Origin of the sequence: Testudinibacter crocodili (assembly GCF_006228025.1) — a bacterium.
Classification (GTDB): domain Bacteria; phylum Pseudomonadota; class Gammaproteobacteria; order Enterobacterales; family Pasteurellaceae; genus Chelonobacter.
Window position 1 is genome coordinate 1 of the sequence record NZ_VDHF01000099.1, and the last position, 26057, is coordinate 26057.

Genomic DNA, 26057 nt, shown 5'->3' on the forward strand with positions numbered 1-26057 from the left:
CGCCATCGGCGAAACCCGATAGCTAAATTTAAGATGAACGAGAAAATATCAAAGCCCAAAGTGCGGTCAAGGCAAACGAGCTAATTCTCCTTGCTGTAACTCAAATAATGATCCCTTTGCCACAGGCATTTGTTTTAACTGATCTTGGGAGATGGCGGTGATGAAGACTTGCGAGGAACTGTGTTGTAGCCTTTCTGCCAGCAGGCGTTGTTTATGTTGATCCAACTCGGAGGCGAAGTCGTCCAGTAAGAACAGGCAGTGGCGCTGTTTGGTTTCGGTTAAATGTTCGCCTTGTGCCAAACGCAGGGCGCACATCATCAGTTTTAACTGTCCGCGTGACAATACATCATCGACCGGCAAGCCGTTGGCTTTAAAGCGAAAATCGGCTTTTTGCGGACCGGAGACGGTGTAACCGATATTTTTATCACGCTCAAAATTCTGCGCCAGCAGTTCGGCATAGTCGAGATCTTTATCCCAACCTTGATGGAAGCTGACTTGAATCTCCAGTTCTGGCAAGAACAGGCGACAAGTTTTCTCAATATTCGGGCGCAACGCCTCAGTATACTGCCTGCGCCAGTCGCTGATTTGCTGTGCCAACGGTGATAATTCGTTGTCCCAAATTTTCAGCGGTGCATACTGTGAGCTTTGTTGCAGCGCGGCATTGCGCTGTTTCAACAGGCGGCGCAGCCTTGCCCAACAGGCATAAAATTCGGTTTGGTGGTGAAACAAGCCCCAATCCAAAAATGCACGTCGAAATGCCGGGCCGCCGTTGAGCAAACTCAAGCCTTCGGGAGAGATAATCTGCATTGGCAACAACTGCGCCAAATCGGCTATTTTATTGCCGTCTTCGCCGTTGATTTTTACGGTGGTGTCGCCCTGACGGGTTTTCTGCAAACCCAACGCCCAGTCGTGTTGCTGCTCGTTCATACGGGCGTGCAGGGTAAAGTGCGGTTGTTCGTAGTGGATAATCCGTTGGCTGACCGCACTTTTAAACGAGCGCCCGTGTCCAAGGTAATAAACGGCTTCCAGAAGGCTGGTTTTGCCACTGCCGTTGTTGCCGACAATAAAATTGAAGCCGGGATTCGGTTCAAAATCCACGGCTTGCAAATTGCGAAACCCATTAATAATCAGTCTGGAAAGTGCCACAGCAATAACCGTTATAACCGCATCGGCATAATGACGTACTCTGCGCTGGCTTCGTTGCAGTCTTCGATTAAGCAGCTTGAATTAGAGTCGCTGAAGCGAAATCGCACTTTTTCACATTTTAAGGCGTTGAGTACGTCCAATAAATAACTGACATTAAAGCTGATCTCCATTTCGTCGTTATCATATTGAATATCGATTACTTCCTCGGCAACGTCTTTTTCTGCATTGCTGGAGGTGATGCCCATTTGGTTCAGGCTCAGCGCCAAGCGCACACCGTGAATCCGCTCGTTAGACAGAATTGCAGCGCGTGAGAAGGCTTGTTTTAACGTTGCCCAATCGGCTTCGATAATGTGATCGGCATTGCGTGGCAATACGCGTCGATAATCCGGAAAACGTCCATCGATCAGTTTCGAGGTGAATACGGTGTGTTCGAATTGTACCCGAATATTGCTGGTACCTATTTGGATTCGCACTGGCTGGCTAGGCTCATTTAATAATCGGTTGAGTTCCAACACCCCTTTGCGCGGCATAATCACCGAATGATTCGGCAGCGACTGCTCTAAGGCAATGGTGCAAACGGCTAAGCGATGACCGTCGGTGGCGATGGTGCGTAACAAATTGCCTTCGGTTTCGAATTTCATACCGTTTAAAAAATAGCGGGCATCTTGATTTGCCATCGAAAACTGGGTGGCATCAATCAAACGGCTCAGGGTTTCCTGCTCCACGGTGAAATCCACTTCGACGTGCCAATCGGTTAAAGTTGGGTACTCATTGGCTGGCAGGGTAGAGAGTGTGAAACGGCTGCGTCCGCTGCTGATAATCGCACGATCTTCCTCAAACAGTACGTTAATTTCGGCATCGTCGTTAAAACTACGGCAGATATCTAAAAACTTTTTACCGGGAATGGTATAAAAACCATCTTGATCCGCACTTTTAAGCTGCGATTGGGTGGAGAGTTCCACTTCCAAATCGGTGCCGGTCAAAATCAAGCGATTTTGATCCACTTGCAGCAATAAATTGTGCAACACCGCAGTCGGCGGCCGCGAGTTTAGTACACCACAAACTTGTTGCAGCGGTTTGATCAAGTTTTCTCGAGTGATGGAAAATTGCATAGCCAACCTCTTATTTTATGCAGATAATGTTCTAATTAAATTGGAAAAATCTTCTTGGATATTATTGTCTTTTTCGCGTAAATCCGCAATGGTGCGGCAGGCGTGCAGCACGGTGGTGTGATCGCGATCGCCGAAGGCTTTGCCGATTTCCGGTAAACTGCGGTTGGTTAGCTCCTTTGCCAGTGCCATAGCCAGTTGGCGCGGGCGAGTGACCGAGCGCGAACGGCTTTTGGATTTCAGATCTGACACTTTGATTTTGTAGTATTCGGCAACGGTTTTCTGGATATTTTCGATAGTGACCAGCTTGTCTTGCAGCGCCAGCATATCTTTCAGGGCTTCACGCACAAAATCGATAGTGATGTGCTTGCCGGTGAAATTGGCATAGGCACTGACCCGATTGAGAGCGCCTTCCAGTTCGCGCACGTTGGTGCGTAGTTTCTGTCCGATAAAAAATGCCACTTCTTCCGGCAGAGCCAGACTGTTTTCTTCGGCCTTTTTCATTAAAATCGCAACCCGAGTTTCCAGATCCGGCGGTTCGATGGCAATGCTCAAGCCCCAGCCGAAACGGGATTTCAGTCGATCTTCAATTTTATCGATCTCTTTCGGATAACGATCCGAGGTTAAAATAATCTGATGATTGCTTTCAAACAGCGCATTGAAGGTATGGAAAAATTCCTCTTGCGAGCCCTCTTTGCCGGCGAAAAATTGAATGTCATCGATCAGCAGCGCATCTAAAGAGCGGTAGAATTTTTTAAAATTTTCGATATTGTCATTGCGTAGTGCTTTAACCATATCTTGCACAAAGCGTTCTGAATGCATGTAAACCACTTTGGCATCGGGATTTAACGCCACAATGCCGTTACCGATGGCGTGCAGCAAGTGGGTTTTACCCAAACCGGTGCCACCGTATAGATAGAGCGGATTGGACGTCGGACCGCCGGGATTGTCCGCCACTTTTTGTGCTACGGCACGTGCCATCTGGTTGGACTTCCCTTCCACGAAATTTTCAAAGGTGTGCTTGGAATTCAAATTGCTGCGAAACGGTTTATTTTCTACCGCTTTGTTGCCGTTTAGTGTGCTGGCTTGCGGCTTAGCTTGAGGCTTATTTTCCGGTTTGATTCCGTCGATAATTTTGACCCCAAAACGTTCATTTTTAGATAAGAAACAAGCTGTTTCTCTAATTTGCGGCAGATATTTGTCTTCGACCCACTTTTTGACGAAGCTGTTTTGGGCATAGAGGATCAAGCCGTCATCGGTGATTTCTGCCTGCAATGGTCTTAACCAAGTGCTGAAGTCCGTGGTGGACACTTTATCTTGTAAATGCGAAAGACAATCTTGCCAAAGAGAAGACACGTTGATACTCCATGTTTATTTATTGTTTTAATTTATTTTAACGGTAGGTGGTTAAAAACCGAAGTAAGGCGTAATGATACAATAAAGTGCGCTTAAGATCCCGAATCGATGTCTAAAAAACGAAAAAAAATGACTTGATTTTTGCGTTAGCTAATCAGCACTTGCTGAAGTTGCAGGTTCAGCAGCGGTCGCTGGTATTATTTGAGCGCGATTAGGATTAGATTGTGGCGTAGCAGCAAAACGGATCCGAAAATCGCTCTGCACGCTGTCACCATTGCTGTCCACCACGACTAAACGATAACTGCCATTGCCGTTAATCGGTAGTAAATAGCGGTTTTGAAAACCTTGTTCAATCAGATTGTCGTTTAAAAACCATAAATACGGTGGTTTACCGCCACTGATCTGTAAGCTTAAATCTCGTGCCTGCGGAAATTCCAACTGACTGTTATGTAGCGGTGTATTGATTGACAGCGGCAAATGGGCGGCGCTGACCGCACTTTGGGTGCGTCCGCTTGCTCGTTGTGGATTGGCAATCGATTGTTCGTTGATACGTTGCAAATGAGGTGGCAAGCTGCCGCTACGAATTGCTAGCGGATAGCTCGGCGGTGTGTAGCTGTGAGGTGGGTGAGGCAGCAGATTTAACACATTACGCAACAGCGGGATTAGATCTTCGGCGCTGGCACGCTGCTCAGCAAATTTTCCGTCTGCACGACCGCTCCACAACACCAAACTGTATTGTTTGGTGTAGGCGAACAACCACTGATCACGCCAGCCGTAAGCCGTGCCGGTTTTAAATGCGACCGGCTCTTTACCCCAAAATATCCGCCCGTTTTGATCTTGGCTTTGTTGTAAAATTTCGCTGACTTGCCAACAGCTTTGCGCCGTCGCCAAACGTGGTGAACGGTTTGATACGGTTTTCTCCTCTGCACTATTTTGATAGGCACAATTCGCCAAAGTGCGGTACAGCTGTAGCAATTGGCTGCCTTTAATCCCAACGCCACCCAAGGCGACGGCTAAATTTGGTTGTGCGTTTGGAGGATAATACAGCGTCAAACCTTGCTGTTGCAAATGATGGTTAAATCGAAACGGATTAACCATGCGCAGTAGCCGAACTGCCGGCACATTGCGTGAGCGCACCAAGGCGGTCGCCAGGCTGATTTCGCCCTGATAGTGGCCGTCATAATTTGTCGGTTGATAACTATCAGCGGTAATCGGGGTATCTTGAATCAGGGTGGCAGGCTGATAATTTAGCCAGTCGAAGGCAAATAGAGTGATAAAGGGTTTCAGCGTTGAACCGGGCGAGCGCACCGCTTGCAGCATATCTACTTGGCCGGATCGAGCTTGTGAAAAGAAGTCCGCCGAGCCGACGTAGGCAAGATATTCTCCGCTGTGGTTATCGATAATTGCCGCTGCCAGATTGCTGTTTTGATGGCGCTGATATAGGCTGCGTAGCAGCAGTTTCTCCAGTTCAACTTGCAGCGGTTTATGCAGCGAAGTTTTGATGACCGCTTGTTCATCAGCTTGCTTGCGGTGCTGATGACGTTTTTGATCGCTAAAGTGCGGTGCAATCAGTGGAAAGGCAGTCACTTGAATCTCTACTGCCTGCGAAACTGCACTTTGGTATTGTGCCGGACTGATCAACTCAGCCTCTAGCGCCCGTTGCAACACGCGATCCCGCGCCTGTTTTGCCCGTTGAGGGTAGCGCAGCGGATGGTAGTAATACGGCGATTGCGGCAATGAAACTAACCATGCGGCTTCTGCTAGTGACAGTTTGTCAGCCGGCTTGTTGAAATAGTAGTAAGCGGCGCTGGTGACCCCCTCCAGATTGCCGCCCATCGGTGCCAACTGCATATACATTTGTAAAATTTGCGCTTTGCTGAAATGGTGTTCTAGCTGCCAAGCTCGAAACAGTTCTGTGAACTTGCCTGACCAACCACGGCTGTGCGGCATCAGCAGCCGTGCGGTTTGCATACTCAAGGTCGAGGCACCGGATACGATGCGTCCTTCGGTCAAATTCTGCCCGACGGCTCGCATAACGGCACGATAATCAATACCACTATGTTGATAAAAACGGCGGTCTTCGTAGTTGATCAGCAGCATTAAATAGTCGTTTGGCAGCCGGTGTTGTTGCAGCGGCAAACGCCATGTTTGGTCAGGTGAGAGATACCAACGCAGCCATTCCCCATTACGATCGGTAATAAGCAGTGAATGTTGTTGATAACGCTGTAAATCCAGTGGAAAGCAGCGATCGAGTAGTCGTGGCACGGCAAAGAGCAGCAAAAGCAGCAAAAGTGCGGTGAGCATCAGTGTACGTCGATAGCGAAACGTAGTGTTTTTGTTGCTGCTTAGCATGGGATTATTGTCTTCTGTATCGAGGTTGTTTAGCTGAATATGCGATTGAATCGCCACGCCTTGCGAGGTTTTAAGGCGTGGCAGTTACTTACTATTTTATACGCACTTCAGCCGCTGGTAACACGGCACGGTATTGCGGCTGATACATATTCTCCAATGTGGTTGCCGGTGCTGTCCAGCTACCGCTCTTGGCTGCTCGCACTACGATACGGTGTGTGGCTGAAGTTTGATTCTGAGCGAAATTGAAGGCAACCAAATGACGATCATCTCGATTTTCGCTGAACTCGGCCTGTAAGCTGGAGTCATCCTGTTCGAATATCGGCAGCGGCATATTTTCCTGAATGCTGAAACCAGCGGGCAGTGAATAAACCAACATCATATCTGCATTGGTTTGTGGTGCGCTTTCTGTTTTGCTCAATTCAAACTCGATCACCACCAATTCGTTTAAGCTCAAAGCCGCCGGATCCAACGGTTTACCTTGTAGATCGCGGAAGGTTATTTCAATCTGATAACCGTTTTCAATCTGCTCGGCGACTGTCGGGGTGATCCATTGATTCAGGCTGATAAACGCTGGGTTGGTGCCGAGATTTCGCACTTGCAGCGCTTCATTATTTAAGCTGAGGGTTTCCAAACCGTTTACTTGCAGCTTGTTGCCGTTCACTTCTAATTCTAGCGTGGTGTTGCTTTGTGGTAATAGGGTGGCTAACCTTGCCAGCCAGTGTGCGGATTGCGTGCTGAAATAGTGGGTTGATTTCAACGCATTCAGCAGGGCGCCCCAAACCACATTGATTGCGCTATCAATATTTTCGGCCAGTTGTGCGTCGGCGATTTTTAGCTTCTCGACTTGATTTTTTAATTCGTACAACAGCACCATTTCACTGGCATAATCGCGTAGTTGAGCGCCGTAATTGGCATAACCAAAGCTGATTGCCTGCGGTGCTTTGGCGATCAACGCCATCTGTTCAGCCACTTTACTAACTTCGCCTTGCAGTAGCAGTGCGTTTAAAATAAACAAACGAGCAGGGTAGATCTCACTTTGTTTTGCGACCACCGGTAAGGCTTTTAATAATGCGCCCTGAGCGGGCTCACCGGCTTTTGCCAGCACATATAAGGCATAGGCATAGCCACTGGTGTCAGCAGTGCTTAGTTGCAAGTCGGTGTAATCCGCATTATTGACCGCTTGATATAAATAAGCCAAAGTGCGGTTAAGCGTGCTGTGTTGCTGGAACAGTGGATTTTGCAGTTTGTTGTCGAGCAAGAACTCACCGACAAAAGCCGACAGCCAGACATCAGATTGATCGCCGCCCCACAAGGAGAAGCCACCATCGTATGCCTGCTGATTTGCCAGACGCAAAATCGCATTATTCAGGTTGTTTTGTCGTTGTGCTTGATCTGGATAATCGGCACTTGGCAGTTGATAACCCGGAATCAGTTGGTTTAACAACAGATTGTTCCACGAGGCGCTGGTAGTTTGCTCGACGCAGCCGTATGGATAGGTGTTCAGATAGCCGATGACGTCTTGTGGATCGAACGGTGCGCGGTTAGATAACACGAGGCTATTCGTAACTGTGCTACCTTGTGCCAATGCTGGCGATTGCCATGTGCTGCCAGCAGCTAGCTGGTTTAAGCTGATTTGATTAAACGGCAATGCCGGCTTGCGAATGTCGGCAAAACGTTGCCACTGTTTCTGAATGTCGCCACTGATTTGTAACTTGAATTCAGCTTTACCGCTGTGTTCAACTTTAAAAGTGCGGTTAAGCGTGATCGCTTGTTGCGGCTGTAACTTAATGACTTGAGTTTGTTTGTTGTCCTCGAATTTGACCTGCGCATTGGCGCTCATCTCTACATTCAGTTGCAGTGCTTGATCGGTGGTGTTGTGCAACCGCACTTTCATCTCGGTTTGATCGCCGACAGACAAAAACAGCGGTGTATTGAGCTGCGTCACCAACGGCTCTTTGATAATCATCGTTTTTTCGGCACTACCGATTTGTTGCGGATTCCATGCCACCGCCATAATCCGCACTTTGCCGTTAAATTGCGGCAGCTCCAGCTCGACTTGTGCCTTGCCTTGATCGTCAAGTAAAATCGGATTTGACCAATAGGTCAACAGATCAATATCCAAATCCGGGAGGGCGACAGTACTGAGCTCAAGCGAATCATCACTGCCAGCACCACTGCGGATTGCCGCTTGTCGTGCTTTGATCTGTTTAATCAGGCTGCCCCAAACATCGAACATCTCCAGATTAATCTGCTTTTTGCCCCAAAATGCTTCCTGCGGATTGTTGAAACTGGCTTTGGCAAGTTGATACAAGCCTTCATCGACCACCGCCACTTGCAACCAGGTGTTTTTACTCGGTTTGTCCAACTGTAGTGGCAGGCTTATTTTTTGATTAGGTAAAGTCTCTGCTGGGCTGTCAATTTGTAAGTTTAAATTGACATGTTGCAGATCGCTGCCTAACCAGTGTAAACCGACGGCTCGCAGGTTTTGTTTGTCGTTCGGTGCGTGGTTCCAAGCGTTGGCTAATAACCATAAACCTTGCGCCCATTCGGCTTGCCATTTGAAATCCAGTTCGGCTTCGCCATTTTTAAAATTCACTGAGTAGTTATCGACAATTTCGCGTGTCGCCAATTTGACACTTGCCGGGCCGTCAAACGGCGCTCGCAACCGCACTTTTACCCGTTCACCGTCTTGGTAACGGATTTTATCACTGCTGATGGAAATGGTATCCGGTGCATTGTTGATATTCGGTTGTGACCAGTTGCCATATTCAATCGGCACTGAAGCGGCAGTCAGTGGGCTGGCGCCTTGCACTTCCAATACCCAGCTGCCGTCGTTGATCGGCAATGGAATTGTATTCGCTTGTTTGCCTTCAGCGTTGATGCTGCCTTGGGCAGTTAAGTATCGGTTTTCGTTGACTTTGTAATCCCAACCCGAATCGTTACGATACCAATACCAGTTGTAGTTGACTTGATACAGTTTCCAATCCAGTTTACCGCTGAGAGTTTGTCCTTGTTCGTCAATCAGTGCTACTTGCGCAATGTTGTTTTCGACCTTTAACGCCAGATAAGGCTCATTGCGTTGGATATTTTGTGTCAGGGTGTCGATCACCTCTTGTCCGCTCGGTTCGGTGACCGCACTTTGTAATTTTAGCTGCAATGGTTTGCTGCTGTGCGGCAGGTTGGTCAGTGGTAACGCAAATTGGCTGATGCCTTGTTTATCGGTTGCAGGCAACGTATTTTGCTGCGAGCTAGCTTTGCTTTGCTCGTCAAACAAGCCAATTTGCCAATTTTTCCAGGCTTGCCATTGCGGATTGCTCTCATCACTGCTTTGAATCAGCCAGTTGACATGGCTTGATAGCTCACTTGCCGGTGAGCCGTATAGCCAGTCGGCTTTAATATCGAAAAGTGCGGTTTCGCCACTGCGTAATATTGGTGTTTGGCGGCTGGTTTTCACACTGATTTGCTGTGGCAAAATAGCCGCCAGATTAATGTTGTGTTCGGTGAGGTATCCTTTGCCATCATTTGCTAGTGACAATTGCAGCTTCCAGTTGCCTAAACGGGCAATAGCTGGAAAATAGTGGCTGAAGTAGTAAGCTCCGTTGTCGTGTGGTTTCAGTTCATTCACTGAGAATATTTTGCCGTCAGGGCGAATGAGGGTCGCCCAAATTGAAGCGCCGGAGAACGATTTTCCGTCAGGGGTTTTGAATAAAAACATCGCATTAGCGGTGTCATTCGGGCGGTAAACACCACGATCAAACCAGCCCCAACTTTGCATTAGCGGACTTGCCAACTCGCCAGACAGCCCTTTGTCAGACAGATCAATGCTGTCGCTCAGCAAATCCAAATAGCCCATGCGGTTTTGATCAAGGCTGATAATATGGCTTGGGGTTGCACCACGCTCACCGCTAATATGCGCTTGTTCGAAAAAGGCGATACCATTATTGTCAGTTTTGACCGTTGCCAGAATATCGTTATCTTTGGCATATAAGCTGACAGTTTGCCCAGCAACGGGTTTTTTGCTTTCCAAATCACGTACTTCGACCCACAACCCTTGTGAGGTTTTATACGCCGTAAAGCCGTTGTTACTTAAGGTAAAAGCGATTGATTCGGTATTTTCTTCGTTATTCTCGGGACTGGCTTTCAACACATACACGCCGGGCTTCATCTCTTCTACCAAGTCATCGAAGAAAATATTACTGCTGTTGGTTTGATTTTGCAGCGTGGTTTCGGGCTGAAAATGCCCTTCAAACAATAACCGAGCGTTCTCGTTCAAGGTAGAATCGATACGCCACCAATAGGCATTGGAAGCGATAAGGTCGCGTACCGGATAACTTGCCAAGTTATTCGCAGGAATTTGCCACAGTTGTAGATTGATTTTATCCACATTGGCAGATTCCAAATTGAGATTGCGTTCGCTATAAGCATTCAGTACCTTGCCTTTATTGGCAAACCGCAGCATCGGGGTGCGGTTGCCGGTAGCGATGTTTAGATGCACTAGCCGATCCTGCTCGGTCGGATTGGTTAGCCCCAAGCGATATTCACTTTGTAATTTGGGATCAATTTGCAGAGCATACTCGGTTTGCCATTCGCCTTGGAAACAGAGATTTTCACCTTGATACTGCCATTGAACGTTGTTGTTCGGGCTGACATGAAGAAATTGTTTCCAGTTTTGTAGTGGTTCGGGGTTCACGATTTGGGAGAAGTTCAAGCAAACCAACGGGATGTCTAAGTTGTTTTGCACATTGGCATTGTTCAGCTTAAAGCCATATGAATTGACGAAATGCTGCCAATATTGTTGCACATCAGCGACGTTGGCGTGCTGTGAAACATAACGTTGAAAAGCGGGAAAAGTAAACTCGATATTACGTTGATCATAGTCGGTGATCATGCTGTACAGCTTATATTGATTCTCGGCAGATGGAAAATATTGGTTATATAGGTACAGGTACGGCACTAAACGATCACCATAAAAATTTTTATCGGCAATGTTATATAGGGTTGAAACCAGTTGATTTTTATTTTTCAGATTCTGAAAGTTTAGATTTTGAGCCGAACTGCTTGTCTCTGCCGCCGCGCGCAATTGTTGAAGTTGTTTCTGAGTAAATTCAGAATAGAGTGAAGATTTTGGATTTTCATCCAAAAACAGATCGAGCTGTGTTATCGTCTGTTCAGCGGCTTGATCTAAGGTTGTCTGATTCCAGACGGCTGCCTGTGAGAAGATAGGGCAGAGGCATAGTGTCAACAGCAGGGTAACAAGCTTTTTCATAACTGTTCCTCCAAAAGAATAGTGTTGTGATTATCGGTTATTTACATCCGATAAACAAGCCTAAGTGATAGTCGGACCAGATTATCTGGTGAGGGAGCAAATAAATTGCCCTTTTTGTGAATCTGAAATTGACTTGTCTGCCGTTTGCGATTAAAATTCGGTTCCTTATTTTTGGGTAGCCATAAAATCTTTCTTGTGGAGGCGCTTTTTAGAAGCAAAGGATACCTGAAGTACCCTTGAGACATTTTTGTTAAATAATAAGTAGAGATTTAGTTATGAAACGTACATTTCAACCATCAGTATTAAAGCGTAGCCGTACTCACGGTTTCCGCGCCCGTATGGCGACCAAAAACGGCCGTCAAGTTTTAGCACGTCGTCGTGCCAAAGGTCGTAAGCGTTTGTCAGCTTAATTGACGCTGCCTAACCGACCGCACTTAGTGTGATTACGCACAAGTTTCCTAGGGAGTCACGCTTGCTGACTCCCGAACAATTCAAATTTGTTTTCCAGCAACCTGTCCGCGCAAGTCGCCCTGAAATCACTATTCTCGCCCGAGCTAATCAACTGGATACTCCTCGTCTAGGCTTGACTGTCGCGAAAAAATATTTAAAACGCGCTCACGAACGTAATCGAATTAAACGTTTATGCCGAGAATATTTCCGTTTGAATCAACATCAGCTTCCTGCAATGGATTTTGTGATTGTCGCCAGAAAGGGGATTGGCGAACTGGATAACCGCACTTTGAACGATATTTTGGAGAAGTTATGGCAACGTCACCGTCGTTTGGCGCAAAAGCCTTAATTTTTTTGATTAAAGGCTATCGTTTAATCATCAGTCCGATGCTTGGTCCTCGCTGTCGTTTTAATCCGACTTGCTCACAATATGGACTAGAAGCCATTCAAACGCATGGCGCGTTAAAAGGTGGTTGGCTTACGCTGAAACGTGTATTAAAATGTCACCCTTTGAGTGCAGGTGGCGATGATCCTGTTCCGCCGAAAGGTTCTGGGCAAAACCACCACAACCACAAACACTAACCATACAGAGAAAAACAATGAATTCAAAACGCAGTTTATTAGTTATCGCTTTACTGTTTATTTCTTTTTTGGTGTATCAGCAATGGCAAATTGACTATGTGTTGCCAAAGCCGAGCACTACGCAAGAAACAACGGTAGTCAATAACGGCAGCGATACCCCAACATCATCCAGCGCAGCAGCTGCCAACGTAGATAATCAGACGACAGGGCGAGTGATTAGTGTTGAAAGTGATGTGCTGAGCCTGAAAATCGACACATTAGGTGGCGATATCGTGGATTCAAATTTATTGAAATATGATGCGACGTTGAATTCAACCACACCGTTTTCTTTGATGCAAAACGACAACAATTTGATTTATGTGGCACAAAGCGGATTGATCGGTAAAAACGGTATTGATACGCCAACTGCCCGTGCTCAGTATCAAATCAGCGGCGACAGCTTTAAACTGGCAGACGGACAAGATCAAATCAAAATCCCGTTGACGCTGGAAAAAGACGGCGTGCAAGTGATTAAAACATTCACCTTAAACCGTGGCAGTTATGCGGTCGATGTGGATTATCAAATCACCAACCACAGCGGACAAGCGATCGAATTGCAGCCGTATGCACAAATCAAGCATACTTTGGTTGATCACTCTACCAACTTGGCGATGCCGACTTATACCGGAGGAGCGTATTCTTCTTCTGAGACTAACTATAAAAAATACAGTTTCGAAGATATGCAAAAAGCCAATTTGTCGATTAATACCAAACCGGGCTGGGTGGCACTACTGCAACACTATTTTGTGACCGCTTGGATTCCGGATCAACATGCGGATAACCATTTATACAGCAGCACTAACCAACAGTTTGCTTTCATCGGTTTCCGTGCGCCGACCACAGTGATTGCCGACGGCAGTAGCCAAACTATCAACAGCAAATTGTGGACTGGTCCGAAATTACAAAATCAAATGGAAACTGTGGCACCGCACTTGGATTTAACGGTGGATTACGGTTGGGCGTGGTTTATTGCCAAACCGTTGTTTAAATTACTGCAATTCATTCAAAGCATTGTCTCTAACTGGGGCTTGGCGATTATCGGTGTTACCATTGTGGTGAAAGCGATTTTATATCCGCTGACCAAAGCGCAATACACCTCAATGGCAAAAATGCGGATGCTGCAACCGAGAATGCAGGAGCTGCGTGAGCGTTTTGGCGAAGACAAACAGCGCATGAGCCAAGAGATGATGAAAATGTATAAAGAGGAAAAAGTGAACCCGCTTGGCGGCTGTTTACCGATTCTGTTGCAAATGCCGATTTTCATCGCGTTATATTGGACCTTTATGGAAGCGGTCGAACTACGTCACGCGCCATTCTTCGGCTGGATTCAAGACTTATCGGCACAAGATCCGTACTACATTTTACCATTGCTGATGGGTGGCTCGATGTTCTTGTTGCAAAAAATGTCGCCGACGCCGGTTGCTGACCCGACCCAACAAAAAATCATGACCTTTATGCCGGTAGTGTTCACCATCTTCTTCCTATGGTTCCCGGCTGGCTTGGTGTTGTACTGGTTGGTTTCCAACGTGATCACGATTATCCAGCAGCAGTTAATCTATCGTGGTTTGGAGAAAAAAGGGTTGCATTCGCGCGGTAAGAAATAGTCTAATTGCGTAATGGATTTGAAAAGGCGTTCTAAGAAGAACGCCTTTTTTGTTTTTTTTAATTTTGTAAGCTGGATCATGTTTTTTATTTTTATTACCCGCTATAATCTTCAAAAAAATGAACTTTATAGATAAAAATGATTGATACTGATTTTATAAAAAAAGATTACATCGCACTCTTTCAGTTGGCGCAGTATTTTTTAAATATTGAGCAGGGACAACGTATTGAAACCATTAGCCGCTTGTCAGAGCAGTTTGGTATTTCTGTCGGGGTAATTCAAAAGGCACTAAAAACCTTAGAAAGTAACCAGTTTATCTATTTAGAGCGTAAGGGTTGTCAGGGTTCTTATTTGAAACAGATTAATCCGCATCAATTGGTGACATTATTAAATATTTCAAGCTTAGTTTGTGTGATGCCATTACCCTATACGAAATTATATGAAGGATTGGCAAGTGGACTTAAGTTGCAATTTGAAAATATTCCGCTCTATTTTGCCCATATGCGTGGCGCTGAAGCGAGATTAGAGTGTCTTTATAATGGCATTTATGATTTGGCGGTAAGTTCTCACTTAGCCTGTGAACACTGGCTAGAGCAAGATAAATTAGAGATTGTGATGCAGTTGGGAGCGGGTTCTTATGTGCAGGAGCATGGGCTGATTTGTCGTGATGAGCCAGAGAATTCCTTAAAGAAAATTGGGGTTGATATTCGTTCGCCCGATCAGTTGAAACTCACTGAATGGTATTTTGCTGAACAAGAAGTAGAGATTGTTCCTATTACGTATAACAACAGTTTTTCTCTATTAAAAAATCATATTATTGATGGCGTTATTTGGAATATTGGCGATAGAAATGATTTTAAAAAACATCATTTAACTTTTAAATCACTTAAAAAGAATGAGTTATTTAATCGTGCGACAGAGGCAGTGATTTTAATTAAAAAAGGGAATGAAAAAATTAAGCAATTATTTCATTTGTATGCAGATCGTGAAATGATTTTGCAACATCAACAATTAGTATTCAATGAAAAAATAGAGCCGTCATACTAGGGTCTGTTGATCTTTTGTGTTTATAAATCAAGCAAAAAGAGTGTGATTTTATCCGACAGCGACCTACGGTCGCAATCGGTTAAGCATTGATGAGAGGCTTTGCCTCTCTGAAACAGCCGCAAAGCGGCTGATCTATGCGTAACCTAGTACGGCTTTGCCGTGCTAGGCTAAAAGGATTAGTTTTAGCTCAAATAATATACTTAAAAGATCAACAGACCCTAAGGATAAATTATGCAACGATTTGAGATTTTGTATCAGGCAAATATAATTGATAAACGTGTTTTACATCTTATATCACAGGTTCGCCAGCAGTTACTGCAATCGGGAATAGATTGTAAGATGCTGCAAGTTGAAATGTTATTAACTCACCTTGCCATGGCATTAATGCGAATCCGTCAAAATAATATTGAAACCGTCGGCTTAGATGCTGAGAGCATGCAAGAAATTCAATCCAGTGAGGTATATCCGCAGTTGATTGCTTATCATCATAATATGTTAGCCTTGATTCAATCTGAATTTCCCGATTTGGTTATTCCTGAATCTGAAAATAGCTATCTGATTGCGAATTGGTATAGCCTTAGCTTAGTGCAAGCCAATTATTTCAAGTCAAATCTTCAAGAAAATGAGGATTGAAAATGTTTATATCAGCATTAAAAAAACAAAATCCCCGTTTGATTGCCAGTGCCCTCAAATTATGGAAAAGCGGAACGATCTTGCCAGATAGTTATATTATTGATGTGGGGCAAGTCTTGAACAATGGCGAAAAATTGCTTAACTGTGCTAAACAATATGATATTTCGCTTTATTTGATGGCAAAGCAATTTGGGCGCAATCCCTATTTATCGCAACGTTTGCTGGAATTGGGATTTGCGGGGATGGTCGCCGTTGATTATAAAGAGGCACGTCATTATTACTCGTATCAATTGCCTGTTGCTCATCTCGGGCATTTGGTGCAAACGCCGACAGCGATGCTTAAACAAGTCTTAGAACAGCAACCTGAAGTGATCACGGTTTATTCATTTGAAAAAGTGCAGCAGATAGCAAAAGTCGCCGCCCAGTTAGGAAAAACACAGCCACTGTTGATTAAGGTGTGTGCGGATGGCGATGTTTTTTATCCCGGTCAAGAAAGTGGCATTTATTTATCGGATTTAACCGATTTTGTCGAGCGGGTTAAACGATTGGCTTTTGTTCAAATTGTTGGCGTGACACATTTTCCCTGCTTATTGTTTGATGAGAATCAGCAGCGATTAGCGGCGACGCACAATTTTTATACCTTAATTAAGGCCAAGCAAATTTTAGAACAATGTGCGATTCGTGTAACGCAAATCAATGCGCCGTCTTCTACTTGCATTAATGGGTTTCCTCTGTTGGCAGAGATGGGAGCAACTCACGCAGAACCAGGGCATGCTCTAACCGGAACTATTCCTCTAAATGTAGCAGGGGATCAGCCTGAAGCCATTGCGATGCTGTATCTGAGTGAAATTTCACATCAATTTAGTGGTCATTCCTATTGTTTTGGCGGTGGCTATTATCGTCGCGGAAATGCACAAACTGCACTGGTCGGCGAGGATTTAAGTCGAACCGCACTTTTGCCTTTCGCAAATGATAATATTGATTATACCTTGTCGTTACAAGGGCATTTTTCCGTTGGCGAACCTGTGATTATGTGTTTTCGTAGCCAAATTTTTGTGACGCGTAGTGATGTTGTCTTAATCGATCACCATAGCAATGGTGAACCTTATATTATTGATATTTATGACAGTCTAGGCAATCCAATTAGAGGGGAATATGGAGGATAAAAAATTTATTGTACTTGTGATTGACAGCTTTGGTGTAGGAGAAATGCCTGATGTGGCACAAGTTCGTCCGCAAGATATTGGTGCAAATACGTGTGAGCATATTCTGCAACAAAGCCCACAATTATATTTACCGATGTTGGAAAAATTGGGGTTGATGAATGTATTGGGAAAGTGTTATTCGCCGATGACATTTTCACAACGTGCGGTTTATGGAACGGCATTGTTACAACATCAAGGTGGCGATACCTTTATGGGGCATCAGGAAATTATGGGGAGCAAGCCTAAGCAGCCTTTAATTGTCCCATTTATTGAAATGATTGATCCAATAGAGAACCATTTAATAAAGCAGGGCTACCAGGTTGAACGGATTTTTCGTGAAGGTTTACCCCTGTTGTGGGTGAACGGACACATTGCGATTGGCGACAATTTAGAAGCGGATTTGGGGCAAGTCTATAATATTACCGGCAATATTAGTGCGGTAGGCTTTGATGCCATCGTCAATGTCGGGAAAGTGGTGCGAGAGATTGCCAATGTCGGACGGGTCATTGCTTTTGGTGGCTTATTGCGAGAGAGCAGTCGCATTCTTGCGGCAATCGAGACAAAACAAGGAAAATATATTGGCGTAAACGCACCAAAATCCGGTGCATATGATAATGGATTCCAAGTCGCCCATCTGGGCTATGGCGTTGAGGCAAAAACGCAAGCGCCTTACTTATTGCAGCAGCAAGGCATTCCGACGGTATTAATCGGGAAAGTCGCTGATATTGTTGAGAACAGTGACGGGGTTAATTATAGACAATTGGTCGATTCGGATGAAATCCTCGCACTAACCCTAAAACATGTGCAACAGAGCGGCAGCCGTTTTATCTGCACCAATATTCAAGAAACGGATCTTGCCGGACACGCACAAAATGTGGCGCGTTATGCGGATCGTTTACAAGTGGTTGATCGTTGGCTTGAGAAAATTATGGCGGCGATGAAGCCACAGGATTATCTCGTTGTATTGGCAGATCACGGTAATGATCCGACTATCGGACATAGCCGACATACACGAGAAAAAGTGCCGCTATTGGTTTATCGGCAGCAACAGCAAGGATATTACCTAGGGGAGCGTTCCACTTTATCTGATGTCGGTGCTTCGGTATGTGATTTTTTTGCAGCGCAAACAACAGAAAATGGAACATCGTTTCTTATCGATTGTATGAAATCAGGAGGCTAAATGAAAATTGTCGTAGGTGGACAAATTGAAAAAGAGGCATTGGCAGCAGCACTAGCCGATGAATTTATGAAACAAAGGCAAATTGTTGAAATTGCCGTGCTGAATGATATTGAAGCGGCGATGGCAATTCAGTCTGGCAGTGCCGATTACTATTTTGGCGCTTGTAATACCGGTGGTGGTGGCGCTTTAGCCATGGCTATCGCCATTTTAGGGGCTGGGCGTTGTGTCACATTGGGTATGCCCGGCAAAATTTTATCAGATAATGAAATTGCACAAGCGGTACATTCAGGCAAAGTCGCGTTTGGTTTTACGGCACAAGATATTGGCAGCATTGTGCCCCTTGTGGTGAGCTTGTTAGTCGCAAAAAACGGATCATGATAATGAACGAAAGAGACCCATATTGACATTCAGGTTTGTGGTAATGTCCTGAGAATCAATTCAGTCTTTCAGACACGAGTTGAAGGAGTAACCTATGGAAGTTTTAGCTAAATTAATGGAAATCCCATTGCAGCATTTGATGTTGATGGCGGTTATCGGCGCAATTTCCGCCATGATGGCAAACCGCAGTATTGCCGTTTTTCATGATGGATTGCGTCCGTTAGTACCGGAATATGTTGAAGGGCGAATGAGCAGAAAGGCCCTTGCTGCAACCAGTTTTGCACTGAGTTTCGGATTAGTGATTGGATTTGGCATTCCCTTTTCGCTCACCGCCCCGATTATTCTCGTGCATAGTTTGTTGTTAGGTACAGATGTTATCGGCACATGGACACCGGATAATCGCAAAGGATTTATCCTTTCCGGGGTTTTAGGCGCAATTTATGCACTGGGTTTAATGGTCGGTTTAAAATCAGTTGTGGAATTGTTTGCGATGATGCCGGTGAATTTTATTAGTTCACTGAGTAAAGTGGGTGATCCGATTGTTGCCTGTTTTGCTATTTTCCCGGCATTGGTGGTGTCTTATCAATATGGTTATAAAAAAGGTATTTGGGTGTTAATTGCAACAGTGATCGGCTATGCCTTAACCAAATCCTTTGGTGAAATTCAGTTTAGCGATGAGGTCTTGAAACCGGTGAAAATCGATCCGAATGGGGTTGCGTTGCTATTTTCAATGATTGCGATGTTTTATTTTGCCATGCGTGAAAAAGCAAAACCCTTAGCGGACGGTGAAAAGGGCAGTAATGCAATATTACTGGGTTTGTTCTCTGAGCGTGTAAAACGTATTCAAAAAAATTGGTTGCTCCTTTCATTAAGTGGTGGCTTGACCGCAGTGGCGGCAACCATGTCCTTCAGCTTATTAGCCGAAGGTCCGGTCTCGCTACAATTGATGGCGCAAGATCAGCAGACCAGTGCGGCCTTAGTCTCACTGGCAAGAGCGATTGGATTTATTCCGTTGGTCGGCACAACGGCAATTGCAACCGGTGTCTATTCGCCGGATGGTATGAAATTTGTCTTTGTGGCAGGATTAGCGTTGGATAATCCGATTTTAGCCTTTATTGCCGGTGTAGTGATTATGTTGGCAGAAGTGCGGTTTTTGGCGCAACTCGCATTGTGGTTAGATAAATATCCCGGTGTAAAAGCCTGCGGTGATCATATTCGTACTGCGATTACCAAAATGCTGGAAATATCTTTATTGGTTGGCGGAATGATCGCTTCCAATGCGATTTTACCAGGTATGGGTTTTATGATTGTTGCCGGAATTTACTTGCTCAACCGCACTTCAAAACGCCCATTAGTTGAAATGGCAATTGGACCAGTCGCAACGATCATTGTTGGTATTGTTGCCAATATATTGAGTATCGTCGGATTGTCGTAGGAGGAATGATGGGCTACACCTTAATGCACGAACATATCTATTTGGATTTATCAAAAGTCAAAAACAATGATGACTGCCTGCTGAATAGTTTTGAGTTAATGGTTGAGGAGTTTAAATACCTGAAAACATTGGGGGTTGAACGCATTGTTGATGTTACCAATATCGGCATGGGGCGTAATATTCCCTATGTAGAGCAGGTTCAACTGCAAAGTTGCATCGAGATTATTTCTGCAACCGGTTGTTATAAAACCCCTTTTTTGCCGGATTGGTTTTACCAACAAACGATTGAACAAATAGCACAACGTTTTATTGATGAAATTGAGCAGGGGATTGAAAATAGCGGGCGCAAAGCCCGCATTATCGGTGAAGTGGGCAGCGGATTTGAGGGAATTAATCCAGATGAACACCGTTTATTACAAGCGGCAGCGCTCGCGGCATTGGCAACGGATAAATATGTGACAACGCACACATCATTAGGACGTTTTGGCGAAGAACAATTAGATTTGTTTGTACAAATGGGACTGAATTCAGACCGAGTTATCATTGGGCATACTGATTTAGCCGGTGATCGGGATTATCTGTTCCGTCTGTTAGATCGGGGGGCTTATGTTGAATTCGATACGATTGGAAAGTTAAATTATCAGTCGGATGAGCTTAGAGCAGATTTATTCAGTCAGGCAGTCAAGTGCGGTTATCAGCAACAGTTATTGCTTTCAGTGGATATCACGCGCAAATCGCACTTGAGAGCAAATGGCGGCATTGGTTATGCTTATTTATTCGAACAGTTTATCCCGTTATTATTTGAGCGAGGAGTGACGGAAGCGGATATTGAAATTATTTTACAGCACAATCCAAACCGTATTTTGCAGTAGAACGGCAATAAATTGAGGACAATCGATGAAAACTTTTCCACTTCAAAGCCTAACGTTATCTCAAGCCATGCAAAAGCAGTTTGAGTTAGTCGCGGCAATTACACGCCATTTTACCGATGGCGAATTTTTGCTTGGCGCTGATCTCGGCTTAAAGTGCGGTTTGAATCAACCGAAAACCACCTTTTTGGTCGAAAATGCCATCGCTGATTTTTTTCAAGCCGAAGCTGCTGTTTTGGTGCAAGGCGCTGGCAGTGGTGCGATTCGCGAAGGATTGGCGGCATTATTGAAAGCCAATCAACGGATTTTGATCCACACCGCACCCGTGTATCCAACGACGAAAACCACCTTTGAACTGATGGGTTTAGAGGTTGTTCAAGCTGATTTTAATCAAGCAGCGCAATTCCAAATGGCATTGGCGCATTTTCAACCACAGGCGGTATTGATTCAACATACAAGGCAGCAACCACAGGACAGTTTCGATTTGGCGCAGATCCTTACATGTTGTCAGGAAAAAAATATTCCGACTTTGGTCGATGATAATTATGCAGTGATGAAAGTGATGAATATTGGCTGTGAATTAGGGGCGACCTTGTCCACCTTTTCCAGTTTTAAATTATTTGGGCCTGAAGGTGTTGGCGTTATTGTCGGTGATTCAGCCACAATCATAAAAATTCGACAATCGCACTATTCAGGTGGTTGCCAAATTCAGGGGCATTTGGCGATGGAAGTATTGCGTGGGCTGGTTTTTGCGCCTGTGATGCAAGCGGTTCAGGCACAGGTCAATGATGAATTAGTTGAACGGCTTAATAACGGGGCTGTTCCACAAGTGAAGTCGGCATTTTTAGCCAATGCGCAATCAAAAGTATTAATTGTTGAATTTTTTGATGAAATTGCTGAGCAGGTATTACAAACCGCCCCTCGGTTTGGTGCATTACCTTATCCGGTGGGAGCCGAATCAAAATATGAAGTTCCACCCTTGTTTTATCGTGTTTCCGGCACTTTTCGTCAATCCGATCCGGGATTAGAAAAGCGAACTATCCGAATTAACCCGAATCGTGCGGGGGCTGAAACCGTATTAACCATTTTAAAACAGAGTTTATCTGCATTATCATCATAAAATAGGCTTCAATTAAATTGAAAATCTGCTATCTTTATCGTTAAATTTAGGTGAAAACCGCACCTTACGTTGAAAGTGCGGTTTCAGATTATTGACACAGATCTTTGATGAGGCAAGGTAGGGGCGGATTGTATATCCGCCCGTTTGCGAAGTGCGGCATAAGCACTTAATCAATAAAGGGAAAATACAAAATTCGGTTCGGGCGGATAGTTAATCCCCCCTACTTTTACAATATTAATCGTGTATTTTAACCTTTGTTAACGGTCTAAAACCGCACTTTTATCCAGAAGTGCGGTTTGTTCTATTCTGTAGCAAGGAATATTTATGAATAAAGAAACCATTGTCGCCCAAGCCACGGCACCTGGCCGCGGCGGAATCGGGATTTTGCGGGTTTCAGGCCCTAAAGCGGTTGCGGTGGCACAAGCGGTGCTGGGCAAGTGCCCGAAACCGCGTGTTGCCGACTACCTGCCGTTTAAAGACAGCGACGGCACGGTATTGGATCAAGGCATTGCATTGTATTTTAAAGCACCGAACTCTTTTACCGGTGAAGACGTGCTGGAACTGCAAGGCCACGGCGGACAAGTCGTACTGGATTTACTGCTAAAACGAATTTTGCAGCTAGACGGGATTCGTATTGCCCGTCCTGGGGAATTTTCCGAACAGGCATTTTTAAACGATAAACTGGATCTGGCGCAGGCGGAAGCGATTGCCGATTTGATTGATGCCAGTTCGGAACAGGCGGCACGCTCGGCATTGAAATCGTTGCAAGGGGAGTTTTCTAATAAAGTCAATCAGTTGGTTGATGCGGTGATTTATCTGCGGACTTATGTGGAAGCCTCGATTGATTTTCCCGATGAAGAGATTGATTTTCTGGCGGACGGTGTAGTTGAAGGACACCTGAAGCAAATTATCCAACAATTAAGCAGCGTGCAGTCTGAGGCAAAACAGGGTGCGCTATTGCGAGAAGGCATGAAAGTGGTGATAGCCGGACGTCCGAATGCTGGTAAATCCAGCTTGCTGAATGCCCTTGCCGGGCGCGAAGCAGCGATTGTCACCGATATTGCCGGCACGACCCGTGATGTGTTGCGTGAACATATCCATATCGATGGTATGCCGCTGCATATTATCGACACCGCCGGTTTGCGTGAAGCGACCGATGAAGTGGAGCGCATTGGTATCAATCGTGCTTGGGCAGAGATCGAACAGGCGGATCATGTGCTGTTGATGATCGACAGCACCACCACGCAGGAGTTGAATCCGCATAAAATCTGGGCGGAATTTATCGAGCGTTTACCGACGTCGATGCCGATCACGGTGATCCGTAATAAAGCCGATTTGAGCAGCGAAACGGAAGGAATTGAACAACATGACGGCTACACCACTATCCGTTTGTCAGCCAAAACCAAGTGCGGTATTGAGTTGCTGCGTGATCACCTGAAGCAGTCGATGGGTTACCAAACGGTAACCGAAGGCGGTTTTCTTGCCCGCCGTCGCCACTTGGAAGCGTTGCAAGTCGCCAGCGAACACTTGCAAAGCGGACATATCCAACTGACCCAATTTCATGCAGGCGAACTGCTGGCAGAAGAGCTGCGTATGGTGCAAGACGCATTAAGCGAAATCACCGGGCAATTCACGTCCGATGATTTGTTAAGCAATATTTTCAGCTCGTTTTGTATCGGTAAATAAACATCAACAGATTCTAACTCGGAGGAAGACCCTGTGCTGACATTTAGACAGGCTACAATAGCAGATATTGATCGTTGTTTTGAAATTGAATCAACTGCTTATGCCTCAGATGAAGCGGCGAGTCGTGAAAAGATCGCACTGCGGATAGCACAATATCCAGATGGTTTTCTGTTGATAGAAACGGGGAATCGGATTATTGGTTTTATCAATAGTGGGTGTGCCGAAAACGTGGTGATGTCCGATGAACAATTTAAACAACTAATTGGACATGACCCAGCCGCACCGAATGTGGTGATTATGTCGGTGGTGGTCGACCCGCATTATCAGGGGCGTGGCTATTCCGTGCGCTTAATGCAGCAGTTTATCGAGCTGATGCGGTGTCGACGGAAACAGGCGATTTATCTGATGTGCAAAGCGGAGTATATCCGTTTTTATGAAAAATTCGGTTATCGCTATCTCAAACCGTCAGCATTCAAACACGGCGGTATATCATAGTATGAAATGCTGCTGGCACTTTAGCCGAACGTAAACGCATTTGCAGAAAAATGCCCCTTAGTGAGAATTGAAATCATCTAAAAGTTTTGTTATGGTCAACCTCTTTTCATTTAAAGAGATTTTCCATGCAAACCTTACTCAAGATTAACCATTTTGTCAGCAAAACCTTTGCGCTTTGGGTTTTACTGTTTGCCTTTTTAGCCTTTCAATTTCCGGCTTATTTTTCGCCTTTTGTCAGTTATATTCCGTATTTGCTCGGCATCGTGATGTTCGGGATGGGGATCACGTTGACGTTCAATGATTTCGGCGAGGTGTTTAAACATCCGAAATCGGTCTTGATCGGGGTGGTCAGCCAGTTTGTGATTATGCCGGCGATTGCTTTCGGTTTGGCAAAAGGCTTTGCTTTGCCGACGGATTTGGCGATTGGGGTGATTTTGGTCGGCTCGTGTCCGGGCGGAACGTCGTCCAATGTGATGACCTATTTAGCACGTGGCAATACCGCACTTTCAGTGGCTTGCACGACCATTTCAACCTTGCTGGCACCGATTTTAACCCCTGCGGTTTTCTATATTTTGGCAAGCCAGTGGCTGGATATCAATGCTGCTGCCATGTTTGTCTCGGTGTTAAAAATGGTGCTGTTCCCGATTTTCTTGGGTTTGGTGGTGCGTGCCTTGTTCAAAAAACAAATGGCGCAGCTGAGCCAAAGTATGCCGCTGCTTTCAGTGGTGGCGATTGTGTTGATTCTGTCGGCCGTGGTGGCGGTCAGCAAAGATAAAATCATAGAATCAGGCTTGATTATTTTCGGCATTGTGGTGCTACATAATGGTTTGGGCTACTTGATCGGTTTTTTCACTGCCAAATTATTTAACCTGAGTACTTATGACAGCAAAGCGATTTCGATTGAAGTCGGCATGCAAAATTCCGGCTTAGGGGCGGCGTTGGCAAATGCACACTTTAATCCGCTGGCGGCGGTGCCAAGTGCGGTATTCAGCTTTTGGCACAATGTTTCCGGCCCGATTTTGGCGACATTTTTTGCTTCGTTAAAACAGAAAAAAACAAATTCCGGTGCAAAATGAAACTGGTGATTTCCAACCAACACGGTGCAATCGTGATGGCATTGCTGCCGTTTTTATACGGCATGTTGTCATCACCGATGATTGTTTGGCAGCACGCTTTTTTATTGCTGGCGTGGGCTTGTCTGTATCTGTTCACCTATCCGTTTTTTAATCTGTTCAAAGGACGGAATTTGACGCAAAACCGCACTTGGGCAATCGGCTACGGGCTGACCGCACTTTTATTTTCTCTTCCGGCATTGTGGCATAACTGGCAACTGCTGTATTTTTTATTGGCGATGCTGCCGTTCGGATTGTTGAATATCTATTATGTGAAGCAAAAAAACGAGCGCGCGCTGGGCAATGATTTGGCGGCGATTGCGATTTTCGCTATTGCTGGCATGGCGGCATATTATTTTGCTGACCGCACTTTTGATCGCCAAATTATGTTGGTTTTGCTCTATCCCAGCCTATTTTTTGTCGGCATCACGCTGTATGTGAAAAGCATTCTGCGCGAGCGCAAAGATCCGCGCTACTTGCAAGCCTCGATGATTTTTCATCTATTATGCGTGTTGGCGATAGGCTATTTTGACCTGCGAACCGCACTTTGCTTTGTGCCGGCTTTGCTCAGAGCGATAATTATACCGGTGTGGCTGATGCCGCGTAAACGGCTCAATCCAAAGCAAATCGGGCTGATTGAAATGGGAATTTCGCTGTTGTTTTTGCTTGGGTTGTTGGTGTAATTATTTGATTTAAATGAGGAAGTGTAGGGTTGTTGATATATATTACACGATAGGATAATGTCTAGCAGGGTAAGTTTAATGGATTTTATACGAAAAATAAGCCGTTCACTTCTCTTATTGTTCCGCATAACGATAATTTATATTTTTATACAAAATAGACGGGAACTTTTTCAAATGGTGTTTTATCCCTGAAATAGGATTTATTATTGTGATCTGTATCACATAACGATTATAATGTTAACAGCGCTATTTGCTTTTTTATCTAATAAATTTTACTTTACACGATAATAACTCGTTAAATATTTACAAAT

The 26057-nt window shown here is 45.1% G+C and carries 21 protein-coding genes; 16 read left to right on the forward strand and 5 right to left on the reverse strand.

The window, feature by feature from the left end; all coding sequences use genetic code 11:
- Positions 1 to 66: 66 nt before the first annotated feature.
- From recF to FHQ23_RS10440, 5 genes are all read right to left on the reverse strand, one after another.
- Positions 67 to 1146: a DNA replication/repair protein RecF gene (gene recF, locus FHQ23_RS10420; RefSeq protein WP_139614266.1), complete on the reverse strand. Its 1080-nt coding sequence runs from the start codon at positions 1144 to 1146 to the stop codon at positions 67 to 69.
- Positions 1147 to 1157: 11 nt separating this feature from the next.
- A complete protein-coding gene (dnaN, locus tag FHQ23_RS10425) occupies positions 1158 to 2258 on the reverse strand; it encodes a DNA polymerase III subunit beta (RefSeq protein WP_139611586.1) in 1101 nt (366 codons plus the stop codon).
- A gap of 15 nt (positions 2259 to 2273) precedes the next feature.
- Positions 2274 to 3617 (reverse strand): chromosomal replication initiator protein DnaA, encoded by a 1344-nt coding sequence (dnaA, locus tag FHQ23_RS10430; RefSeq protein ID WP_139614267.1) that lies wholly within the window; start codon positions 3615 to 3617, stop codon positions 2274 to 2276.
- Between the two features lie 144 nt (positions 3618 to 3761).
- Positions 3762 to 5963: a penicillin-binding protein 1C gene (gene pbpC, locus FHQ23_RS10435; RefSeq protein WP_139614268.1), complete on the reverse strand. Its 2202-nt coding sequence runs from the start codon at positions 5961 to 5963 to the stop codon at positions 3762 to 3764.
- Positions 5964 to 6054: 91 nt separating this feature from the next.
- Entirely contained in the window at positions 6055 to 11229 is a 5175-nt protein-coding gene (locus FHQ23_RS10440; protein ID WP_139614269.1) for an alpha-2-macroglobulin family protein, read from the reverse strand.
- Positions 11230 to 11504: 275 nt separating this feature from the next.
- On the opposite strand from FHQ23_RS10440, the gene rpmH reads away from it, so the two are divergent.
- The 16 genes from rpmH (at position 11505) to FHQ23_RS10520 (ending at position 25746) form a co-directional block, all read left to right on the forward strand.
- Positions 11505 to 11639: a 50S ribosomal protein L34 gene (gene rpmH / locus FHQ23_RS10445; protein WP_084255372.1), complete on the forward strand. Its 135-nt coding sequence runs from the start codon at positions 11505 to 11507 to the stop codon at positions 11637 to 11639.
- A 29-nt stretch (positions 11640 to 11668) separates the two neighbouring features.
- Complete coding sequence (gene rnpA / locus FHQ23_RS10450; protein WP_139614270.1) at positions 11669 to 12028, forward strand: ribonuclease P protein component; 360 nt, start codon at positions 11669 to 11671, stop codon at positions 12026 to 12028.
- A complete protein-coding gene (yidD, locus tag FHQ23_RS10455) occupies positions 11992 to 12261 on the forward strand; it encodes a membrane protein insertion efficiency factor YidD (RefSeq protein ID WP_139614271.1) in 270 nt (89 codons plus the stop codon). Before rnpA ends, yidD begins: the two co-directional genes overlap by 37 nt.
- A 17-nt stretch (positions 12262 to 12278) precedes the next feature.
- Positions 12279 to 13904: a membrane protein insertase YidC gene (gene yidC, locus FHQ23_RS10460; protein WP_139614272.1), complete on the forward strand. Its 1626-nt coding sequence runs from the start codon at positions 12279 to 12281 to the stop codon at positions 13902 to 13904.
- A 137-nt stretch (positions 13905 to 14041) separates the two neighbouring features.
- The gene (gene yhfZ / locus FHQ23_RS10465) at positions 14042 to 14950 is read left to right on the forward strand and encodes a GntR family transcriptional regulator YhfZ (RefSeq protein ID WP_139614273.1); all 909 of its coding nucleotides are present in this window, start codon (positions 14042 to 14044) and stop codon (positions 14948 to 14950) included.
- 231 nt (positions 14951 to 15181) lie between these two features.
- Positions 15182 to 15583, forward strand: a complete 402-nt coding sequence (locus FHQ23_RS10470) for a PRD domain-containing protein (protein WP_139614274.1) — start codon at positions 15182 to 15184, stop codon at positions 15581 to 15583.
- A 2-nt stretch (positions 15584 to 15585) separates the two neighbouring features.
- Positions 15586 to 16749 carry an alanine racemase gene (locus FHQ23_RS10475; protein WP_139614275.1) on the forward strand — a complete coding sequence of 388 codons (1164 nt, stop codon included), beginning with the start codon at positions 15586 to 15588 and terminating at the stop codon, positions 16747 to 16749.
- Positions 16739 to 17968, forward strand: coding sequence for a phosphopentomutase (locus FHQ23_RS10480; protein WP_139614276.1), 1230 nt, complete (start codon positions 16739 to 16741; stop codon positions 17966 to 17968). Before FHQ23_RS10475 ends, FHQ23_RS10480 begins: the two co-directional genes overlap by 11 nt.
- Positions 17969 to 18346 carry a DUF2620 domain-containing protein gene (locus FHQ23_RS10485; protein ID WP_139614277.1) on the forward strand — a complete coding sequence of 126 codons (378 nt, stop codon included), beginning with the start codon at positions 17969 to 17971 and terminating at the stop codon, positions 18344 to 18346.
- 94 nt (positions 18347 to 18440) lie between these two features.
- Positions 18441 to 19781, forward strand: a complete 1341-nt coding sequence (locus FHQ23_RS10490) for a YhfT family protein (protein WP_267963692.1) — start codon at positions 18441 to 18443, stop codon at positions 19779 to 19781.
- An 8-nt stretch (positions 19782 to 19789) separates the two neighbouring features.
- Positions 19790 to 20653, forward strand: a complete 864-nt coding sequence (locus FHQ23_RS10495; protein WP_176552306.1) for a phosphotriesterase family protein — start codon at positions 19790 to 19792, stop codon at positions 20651 to 20653.
- 25 nt (positions 20654 to 20678) lie between these two features.
- Positions 20679 to 21770 (forward strand): aminotransferase class I/II-fold pyridoxal phosphate-dependent enzyme, encoded by a 1092-nt coding sequence (locus tag FHQ23_RS10500; protein ID WP_139614279.1) that lies wholly within the window; start codon positions 20679 to 20681, stop codon positions 21768 to 21770.
- A gap of 324 nt (positions 21771 to 22094) precedes the next feature.
- Entirely contained in the window at positions 22095 to 23456 is a 1362-nt protein-coding gene (gene mnmE, locus FHQ23_RS10505; RefSeq protein ID WP_139614280.1) for a tRNA uridine-5-carboxymethylaminomethyl(34) synthesis GTPase MnmE, read from the forward strand.
- 33 nt (positions 23457 to 23489) lie between these two features.
- Positions 23490 to 23951: a GNAT family N-acetyltransferase gene (locus FHQ23_RS10510; protein ID WP_139614281.1), complete on the forward strand. Its 462-nt coding sequence runs from the start codon at positions 23490 to 23492 to the stop codon at positions 23949 to 23951.
- Positions 23952 to 24076: 125 nt separating this feature from the next.
- Positions 24077 to 25027: a bile acid:sodium symporter family protein gene (locus FHQ23_RS10515; RefSeq protein ID WP_139614282.1), complete on the forward strand. Its 951-nt coding sequence runs from the start codon at positions 24077 to 24079 to the stop codon at positions 25025 to 25027.
- The gene (locus FHQ23_RS10520; RefSeq protein WP_139614283.1) at positions 25024 to 25746 is read left to right on the forward strand and encodes a YwiC-like family protein; all 723 of its coding nucleotides are present in this window, start codon (positions 25024 to 25026) and stop codon (positions 25744 to 25746) included. The genes FHQ23_RS10515 and FHQ23_RS10520 overlap by 4 nt, the downstream gene beginning before the upstream one ends.
- Positions 25747 to 26057: the final 311 nt, after the last annotated feature.

Bases quoted from the DNA above. Each gene is read 5' to 3' on its own strand.
- dnaN (WP_139611586.1), bottom strand. From the start codon at position 2,258: ATGCAATTTTCCATCACTCGAGAAAACTTGATCAAACCGCTGCAACAA.
- pbpC (WP_139614268.1), bottom strand. From the start codon at position 5,963: ATGCTAAGCAGCAACAAAAACACTACGTTTCGCTATCGACGTACACTG.
- FHQ23_RS10440 (WP_139614269.1), bottom strand. From the start codon at position 11,229: ATGAAAAAGCTTGTTACCCTGCTGTTGACACTATGCCTCTGCCCTATC.
- rpmH (WP_084255372.1), top strand. From the start codon at position 11,505: ATGAAACGTACATTTCAACCATCAGTATTAAAGCGTAGCCGTACTCAC.
- yidD (WP_139614271.1), top strand. From the start codon at position 11,992: ATGGCAACGTCACCGTCGTTTGGCGCAAAAGCCTTAATTTTTTTGATT.
- yidC (WP_139614272.1), top strand. From the start codon at position 12,279: ATGAATTCAAAACGCAGTTTATTAGTTATCGCTTTACTGTTTATTTCT.
- yhfZ (WP_139614273.1), top strand. From the start codon at position 14,042: ATGATTGATACTGATTTTATAAAAAAAGATTACATCGCACTCTTTCAG.
- FHQ23_RS10470 (WP_139614274.1), top strand. From the start codon at position 15,182: ATGCAACGATTTGAGATTTTGTATCAGGCAAATATAATTGATAAACGT.
- FHQ23_RS10475 (WP_139614275.1), top strand. From the start codon at position 15,586: ATGTTTATATCAGCATTAAAAAAACAAAATCCCCGTTTGATTGCCAGT.
- FHQ23_RS10480 (WP_139614276.1), top strand. From the start codon at position 16,739: ATGGAGGATAAAAAATTTATTGTACTTGTGATTGACAGCTTTGGTGTA.
- FHQ23_RS10485 (WP_139614277.1), top strand. From the start codon at position 17,969: ATGAAAATTGTCGTAGGTGGACAAATTGAAAAAGAGGCATTGGCAGCA.
- FHQ23_RS10490 (WP_267963692.1), top strand. From the start codon at position 18,441: ATGGAAGTTTTAGCTAAATTAATGGAAATCCCATTGCAGCATTTGATG.
- FHQ23_RS10495 (WP_176552306.1), top strand. From the start codon at position 19,790: ATGGGCTACACCTTAATGCACGAACATATCTATTTGGATTTATCAAAA.
- FHQ23_RS10500 (WP_139614279.1), top strand. From the start codon at position 20,679: ATGAAAACTTTTCCACTTCAAAGCCTAACGTTATCTCAAGCCATGCAA.
- mnmE (WP_139614280.1), top strand. From the start codon at position 22,095: ATGAATAAAGAAACCATTGTCGCCCAAGCCACGGCACCTGGCCGCGGC.
- FHQ23_RS10515 (WP_139614282.1), top strand. From the start codon at position 24,077: ATGCAAACCTTACTCAAGATTAACCATTTTGTCAGCAAAACCTTTGCG.
- FHQ23_RS10520 (WP_139614283.1), top strand. From the start codon at position 25,024: ATGAAACTGGTGATTTCCAACCAACACGGTGCAATCGTGATGGCATTG.